A 6,732-nucleotide genomic window follows, 5' to 3' on the forward strand; every position below is an offset into this window, starting at 1 on the left:
TATGAATAATTATACTATTAATGAGGGATTTATGAAATAGAAAAAAGGAAAAAAGAAAGGTGAGCTTTCTTTTTTCCTTTTAATGACGGGATTATTTATTGTCTGCTAAAGTAGCAAATGCTCTGCCGACAGCTTCGATTGTATATTCAATATCTTCTTTTGTATGTTCTGTCGTTAAGAACCATGCTTCATATTTAGATGGTGCTAAGTTAATACCTTCTTGAAGCATAAGTTTGAAGAATCTACCGAACATTTCACCATCTGTATTTTTTGCTGCATCGTAATCTTCAATTGTATTTGTTGTGAAGTATACAGTTAATGCACCTTTTAGACGGTTTACTGTAATATCAATGTTATGTTTTGTAGCTTGTTCTAGAATACCTTTTTCAAGCATTGCTCCAAGTTCATCTAATTTCTCGTATACGCCCTCTTGTTGAAGTACTTCTAAGCACGCGATACCTGATGCCATAGAAGCTGGGTTCCCTGCCATTGTACCAGCTTGGTATGCAGGGCCGAGCGGAGCAACTTGTTCCATAATTTCTTTCTTACCGCCGTAAGCGCCAATTGGAAGTCCGCCGCCAATAACTTTACCAAGTGCTGTTAAATCTGGTGTTACGCCAAGTAAATCTTGAGCGCCGCCGTACATAAAGCGGAAAGCAGTAATAACTTCATCGTAAATTACTAGTGCACCAGCTTCGTGAACAAGTTCATTCACTTTTTCAAGGAAGCCTGGTTTAGGTTCTACAATACCGAAGTTTCCAACGATCGGTTCTACAAGGATAGCTGCTACTTCGTGTCCCCATTTATCTAATGCCTCTTTTAAAGTTTCTACATTATTAAATGGAACGGTAATAACTTCTTGTGCGATACTTTGTGGCACACCAGCTGAATCAGGAGTTCCAAGAGTAGAAGGACCAGAGCCAGCTGCTACAAGTACTAAATCGGAATGACCGTGGTAACAACCAGCGAATTTCATGATTTTTGTGCGGCCAGTGTAAGCACGAGCGACACGAATGGTTGTCATAACGGATTCTGTACCAGAGTTTACGAAGCGGACTTTATCTAAAGCAGGCATTGCTTCTTTTAACATTTTTGCAAATTTTACTTCTAGTGCTGTTGGAGTACCGTATAGTACACCATTTTCAGCTGCTGTTTTAATTGCTTCTGTTACGTGTGGATGAGCATGTCCAGTAATAATAGGGCCATATGCTGCTAAATAGTCGATATATTTATTTCCATCTACATCCCAGAAATAAGCACCTTTTCCACGTTCCATTGCAACAGGAGAACCACCTCCAACTGCTTTGTAAGAACGAGAAGGACTATTAACACCACCAACGATATGTTCTAAAGCTTCTTTATGTAATGCTTCTGATTTCGTGAAATTCACTACAATTCATCTCCTTACAAAAATCTATGTATTATTCTAACATGTTTTTCGAAAAGACGTATTGTTTGTGATAGAGAGAGCAGTTGGGTAAACTATTCGTTGTGACATTTAGGAAGGGGGTCCGATTATGAAATCGGTAATTGAGGTACAAGGGTTACGTAAAGAGTTTACAGCCTATTCAAGTCGTCCAGGATTAAAGGGTGCATTTCGCGATTTATTAAATCGTAATTATAAAATAGTACCAGCAGTAAATGATGTTTCTTTTACTGTAAAGCAAGGTGAAATGGTTGGTTATATTGGTGAAAATGGCGCTGGTAAATCAACGACGATTAAAATGCTTACAGGAATTTTGACTCCGACATCAGGACAAATTACAGTGAACGGCATGAATCCACATAAACAGAGAGAAGAATTTGTAAGAACAATCGGTGTTGTGTTTGGTCAACGTTCTCAGCTTTGGTGGGATATCGCTGTACAAGAATCATTTCGTTTATTGAAGAAAGTGTACGGTGTATCGGACGCTCAGTATAAGGAACATATGGAACATGTTATTGAAACGTTAGATATTGGTCCTTTATTAGATAAACCGGTACGAAAATTATCTCTTGGTCAAAGAATGCGTTGTGAATTGGCAGCGGCGTTAATTCATAATCCGCCGTTATTATTTTTAGATGAGCCAACAATTGGGCTAGATGTTCTTGTGAAATTAAAAATACGAGAATTTTTAAAAGAGATGAATGAACGTTATAAAACAACAATTCTGTTAACGACTCATGATATTACTGATATTGAAGCTTTATGTGAGCGCGTCATCATGCTTGATGAAGGAAACATTATGTATGACGGGTCTTTAGATAACCTTCGCACGCAGTGGGGAGCGGAGAAGGAAATACATTTTCAGTTTGTTGCCCCAGTTTCATACCAGGCGTTATCAATGGTTATGCCTGATAATCATGTTGTTTGGTCAAAAGCAAAAGAGGAAAATGCGTGGGTTGCAAAAATACCAAATGAAGAAGTTATCATTTCTATGCTGATTTCTAAAGTAGTACAAGCCTTTCAAATTAAAGATTTAAAAATTAATGAAGTGTCTACAGAGGAAATTATTCGTAACATTTATGAAGAAGGTATTAGGCATGGGTAAGTATATTGAAATGATTCGGATTCGCTTTTTAATGATGCTTGCCTATCGTACAAATTATTACAGTGGGATTTTAATTTATACAATTAATATAGGTGCGTATTATTTTTTATGGCAAGCGATTTATAGCGGGAAAGAGAATATTGAAAGTTTATCTATTTCGCAAATGACTACGTATATTGCGATCGCATGGATGGCACGTGCTTTTTATTTCAATAATATAGATAGAGAAATTGCGATGGAAATTCAAGAAGGACGTGTGGCGGTAGAGTTAATTCGTCCGTATAATTATTTAGGCATGAAGGTTATGCAAGGTCTTGGAGAAGGGATGTTTCGTTTCGCTTTCTTTTCAATTCCGGGTATGGTTATTGTTACGTTATTATTTTCATTACAAATTACAACGAATTTTCAAACGTGGTTATATTTCTTCTTATCTTTAATATTTAGTTTTATCATTAATACACAAATAAATTTAATGACAGGAATGCTTACATTCTTTTTATTTAATAATAGTGGAATTATGTATGCGAAACGTGTTGTAATCGATTTATTTTCTGGTTTATTATTACCGATTAGTTTTTATCCGTTATGGGCCCAAAAAGCAATGGTGTTTTTACCGTTTCAAGCAATTAGTTATATTCCGAGTATGATTTTCTCTGAAGGTATACAAGGAAGTAAGTTATATGAAGCTTTATTATTTCAAATGATTTGGGCAATTATACTTATTATTCCAATTGTGCTGATGTGGAAAACGGCGAGAAAACGTCTAATTGTACAAGGGGGATGATGAGATGCTATATATAAAGTTGTTTTTGCAATATGCAAGCCAATATATAAAAACAAAATTGGAGTATCGAGGCGATTTTATTGTTGGATTACTTTCAGATTTATTGCTACAAGCTGTTAATTTAATCTTCATTCTCGTTGTGTTTGGGCATACTCAAGAGCTAAAAGGGTGGAGCCGAGAAGAAGTAATCTTTATTTATGGTTTCTTTTTAGTACCGTTTGCTATTTTTTCAGCTTTCTTTAATATATGGGACTTCAATGATCGATACATTATTAAAGGAGAAATGGATCGTGTATTAACGAGACCGATTCATAGTTTATTTCAAATTATATTAGAAAGAATGGAACTTGAATCTCTAATTGGGGCCATTACAGGGATTATTGTAATGGGCTATGCGGCATTGGAGCTGCAATTATCTTTTTATTGGTATGATTTCTTCTTATTCTTACTTATGGTAGGAGGAGGCGCACTTGTATACGGCGGGATATTTGTTACGCTTGCAAGTCTTGGCTTTTGGTCGGATGCGAAAAGTTCTATTATGCCGCTTATGTATAACATAGGTAATTATGGGCGCTATCCTGTTAATATTTATAACCGTGTTATTCGCTTTATTTTAACGTTTGTCTTACCATTTGCGTTTGTTGGGGTATATCCAGCAGCATACTTTTTAAGAAAAACAGAGTGGAATAGCTATGCATTCGCAACACCAATTGTTGGTATTATCTGTTTTACTATTGCAATTACTCTCTGGAATCAAGGGGTTAAACGATATCGTGGTGCAGGAAATTAATTATAGAAGCTTGTTCGTTTCTAAGGGATAAATCAGCTGTAGCCCTCATACATATAAAATGAGGTGGAGGACATGTTATGGGGATTTATTCTATTAATTGCAGCAATCGCTATTTTGAGAAGTGTCCAATTATTATGGAGTTCATATTCAGATTCCAAGCGTTTCTTTTCGCTGTATAATTTAGCCACATTATTTTTAATTTATACAACGGTGTTGATTGCGTTTGGATTAAGTTATGTTGTATTAGAGGAAATGGATTTTACAGTTTTGAAAGAAGATGGGGATAGGCTCGATGCTCATTCCTTTCAACTTGTTGAAATATGTTTATATTTTAGCGCAGTTACTTTATTGTCCGTTGGATATGGTGATATAGCTCCGATTGGAATCGGAAGATGGATTGCAATTGGAGAAGCGCTAATTGGATATACATTACCGTTTGCTTTTGTAGTAAGGACTGTAATGGACAATGAAAAATAAGGTAGCATTTGTTATAGTAATAGAAAAGAGAAGGAGTGATAACAATGATCACAGTAGGAGAAATGGCACCGGAATTCACATTAGAGGGAAGTGGCGGAGAACAAGTTCGCTTAGCTGACTTCCGCGGGGAAAATGTAGTTCTATATTTTTATCCGAAAGATATGACTCCAGGGTGTACAACCGAAGCATGTGATTTTCGCGATGCGTATGGATTATTCCGAGAGAAGGATACGGTCATCCTTGGTGTAAGTCCGGATTCGGTGAACAGACATATGAAATTCATTGAGAAGCATGAGCTCCCATTTATACTTTTAGTAGATGAAGATCATAAAGTAGCAGAATTGTACGATGTTTGGAAGTTGAAAAAGAACTTTGGAAAAGAGTACATGGGAATCGAGCGTTCTACATTCCTTATTAATAAAGACGGTGAACTTGTAAAAGAATGGCGTAAAGTGAAAGTGAAAGGACATATTGAGGACGTCCTTTCTTATATAAAATAAACTATAGTGGGAAGAAAAAAATACATATGTAAGGCATGTGTCTATACATATTTTCCCACGATACATAAAGTGAAAGTGTAGGGCATACCTCCTCAGATGATATTATTCTAAGTGCGATTATATCGCACTTTTTTCTATGTAAATGTATAGAAAATGGGGGAAGATACATAAGAATAAGGCTATATATAAAAATAAACCACATACTTATAGTAGAAATATTGACGATTTATAAGAAAAGGGGTACACTCTTTATAAGAATTATAAAATAATAATCCGTATAGAATCGGGGTGCATGACGGTGGTCAAAGAAGAATTAAAAGAAGCGCTAGAAATGCTGAAAAATACGGGTGTACGCATTACTCCACAGCGTCATGCTATTTTAGAGTACCTTGTGGAATCTATGACGCACCCAACAGCGGATGATATTTATAAAGCATTAGAAGGTAAGTTTCCGAATATGAGTGTTGCAACTGTCTATAATAACTTACGTGTGTTTAAAGAAGTTGGACTTGTAAAGGAATTAACTTATGGAGACGCTTCGAGTAGATTTGATTATGTTACAAGTCAACATTATCATGTGATTTGCGAAAAATGTGGTAAGATTGTTGATTTTCCTTATGGAGGTTTGGAAAAACTTGAAGAGGAAGCTGCGAAAACGACAGGCTTCGTTATTAATAGTCATCGCTTAGAAATTTATGGCGTTTGTCCAGAGTGTCATAAGGCGTAATATATAATTAAAGAAAGAGGGTGACGATTACGTCACCCTCTTTCTTCATTATATATAGATGTATCCAGTGAAATCTAGGTTGGTATGGATGAAGAAAAACACTGATTAAAGTGCACTTTATCCTTTATAGCTCTTTTTATTGTATTTCTCATCAAAATCTTTTCCTTCTAAACTCGGATCGAGTGTTAAAGGTTGGTTGCAATGCATACATGCGTCGACACGACCGAGCATTTTTGTTGGTTTATCGCAACTTGGACAAATAATATGTACAGTCTTAGTAGATAACATACCAATCCAAAAGTAAACGACAGTACTAGCGATAACAGCTAAAAAGCCAACCATCATAAATGTTGTCATAATAATAATGTTGTCACGGAAAAAGACTCCTAAGTATGCAATGAAGAGGCCGATAAATACTAAACTTAATGCAAAGGTCCGAATTTTATTGATTTTGTTCGAATATTTAATGCTCATTCTCACCACACTCCTATAATAATAATATAACATAAAATTTAGAATTTTCATTCGTATATAAACTTAATAAAAGGATAAGGGGAAAAATAGGAAGGAGTGTAGCTATGTATAAAGAGTGAATGGGAGATATGATGTACTGGGAATATGCTTTTTAAAGCTTTTAACGGGATGTGAAATTTTTTTTATAAAAAGTATTGACCCTACATATACTGCATGATATATTAATAAACGTCGCTGATGCGGAAACGCAGAAAACGACAAAAAAGAAATTGAAAAACTTAGTTGACATCGAAAAACGAAGATGTTAACATAAGGAAGTCGCAAATGAGCGGCAAACAAGTTCTTTGAAAACTGAACGAAACAAACAACGTGAAACGTCAATTTTTATTTTAGATGCTAGACAAACTAACTTTATTGGAGAGTTTGATCCTGGCTCAGGATGAACGCTG

8 protein-coding genes are annotated in these 6,732 nt (G+C 35.6%); 6 read left to right on the forward strand and 2 right to left on the reverse strand.

Going from position 1 to position 6,732, the window contains the following annotated elements:
- Positions 1–91: 91 nt before the first annotated feature.
- Positions 92–1,390 (reverse strand): glutamate-1-semialdehyde-2,1-aminomutase, encoded by a 1,299-nt coding sequence (gene hemL / locus ACTFQM_RS25315; RefSeq protein WP_440036767.1) that lies wholly within the window; start codon positions 1,388–1,390, stop codon positions 92–94.
- Between the two features lie 127 nt (positions 1,391–1,517).
- Between hemL and ACTFQM_RS25320 the strand changes: the two genes are divergently transcribed.
- The 6 genes from ACTFQM_RS25320 (at position 1,518) to perR (ending at position 5,809) form a co-directional block, all read left to right on the forward strand.
- The gene (locus ACTFQM_RS25320; RefSeq protein WP_025148683.1) at positions 1,518–2,531 is read left to right on the forward strand and encodes an ABC transporter ATP-binding protein; all 1,014 of its coding nucleotides are present in this window, start codon (positions 1,518–1,520) and stop codon (positions 2,529–2,531) included.
- Positions 2,524–3,315 (forward strand): ABC transporter permease, encoded by a 792-nt coding sequence (locus ACTFQM_RS25325; protein WP_002174758.1) that lies wholly within the window; start codon positions 2,524–2,526, stop codon positions 3,313–3,315. The genes ACTFQM_RS25320 and ACTFQM_RS25325 overlap by 8 nt, the downstream gene beginning before the upstream one ends.
- A gap of 4 nt (positions 3,316–3,319) precedes the next feature.
- Positions 3,320–4,105 carry an ABC transporter permease gene (locus ACTFQM_RS25330; RefSeq protein ID WP_002174759.1) on the forward strand — a complete coding sequence of 262 codons (786 nt, stop codon included), beginning with the start codon at positions 3,320–3,322 and terminating at the stop codon, positions 4,103–4,105.
- A 72-nt stretch (positions 4,106–4,177) separates the two neighbouring features.
- Entirely contained in the window at positions 4,178–4,582 is a 405-nt protein-coding gene (locus ACTFQM_RS25335) for a potassium channel family protein (RefSeq protein ID WP_002174760.1), read from the forward strand.
- Between the two features lie 44 nt (positions 4,583–4,626).
- Entirely contained in the window at positions 4,627–5,082 is a 456-nt protein-coding gene (gene bcp, locus ACTFQM_RS25340; RefSeq protein WP_440036770.1) for a thioredoxin-dependent thiol peroxidase, read from the forward strand.
- 298 nt (positions 5,083–5,380) lie between these two features.
- On the forward strand, positions 5,381–5,809 hold the full coding sequence (gene perR / locus ACTFQM_RS25345) for a peroxide-responsive transcriptional repressor PerR (protein ID WP_000237829.1): 429 nt from the start codon (positions 5,381–5,383) through the stop codon (positions 5,807–5,809).
- A gap of 117 nt (positions 5,810–5,926) precedes the next feature.
- Here the strand turns inward: perR and ACTFQM_RS25350 are convergent, their stop codons facing one another.
- Positions 5,927–6,283 (reverse strand): YgzB family protein, encoded by a 357-nt coding sequence (locus ACTFQM_RS25350; protein WP_002174763.1) that lies wholly within the window; start codon positions 6,281–6,283, stop codon positions 5,927–5,929.
- Positions 6,284–6,732 lie beyond the last annotated feature (449 nt).

It is taken from the genome of Bacillus cereus group sp. MYBK30-2 (assembly GCF_051915945.1).
Lineage (GTDB): Bacteria > Bacillota > Bacilli > Bacillales > Bacillaceae_G > Bacillus_A > Bacillus_A paramycoides.

What these genes read in the sequence shown, in the direction of transcription:
- ACTFQM_RS25320 (WP_025148683.1), top strand. Translation starts at nt 1,518, where the DNA reads ATGAAATCGGTAATTGAGGTACAAGGGTTACGTAAAGAGTTTACAGCC.
- ACTFQM_RS25325 (WP_002174758.1), top strand. Translation starts at nt 2,524, where the DNA reads ATGGGTAAGTATATTGAAATGATTCGGATTCGCTTTTTAATGATGCTT.
- ACTFQM_RS25330 (WP_002174759.1), top strand. Translation starts at nt 3,320, where the DNA reads ATGCTATATATAAAGTTGTTTTTGCAATATGCAAGCCAATATATAAAA.
- ACTFQM_RS25335 (WP_002174760.1), top strand. Translation starts at nt 4,178, where the DNA reads ATGTTATGGGGATTTATTCTATTAATTGCAGCAATCGCTATTTTGAGA.
- bcp (WP_440036770.1), top strand. Translation starts at nt 4,627, where the DNA reads ATGATCACAGTAGGAGAAATGGCACCGGAATTCACATTAGAGGGAAGT.
- ACTFQM_RS25350 (WP_002174763.1), bottom strand. Translation starts at nt 6,283, where the DNA reads ATGAGCATTAAATATTCGAACAAAATCAATAAAATTCGGACCTTTGCA.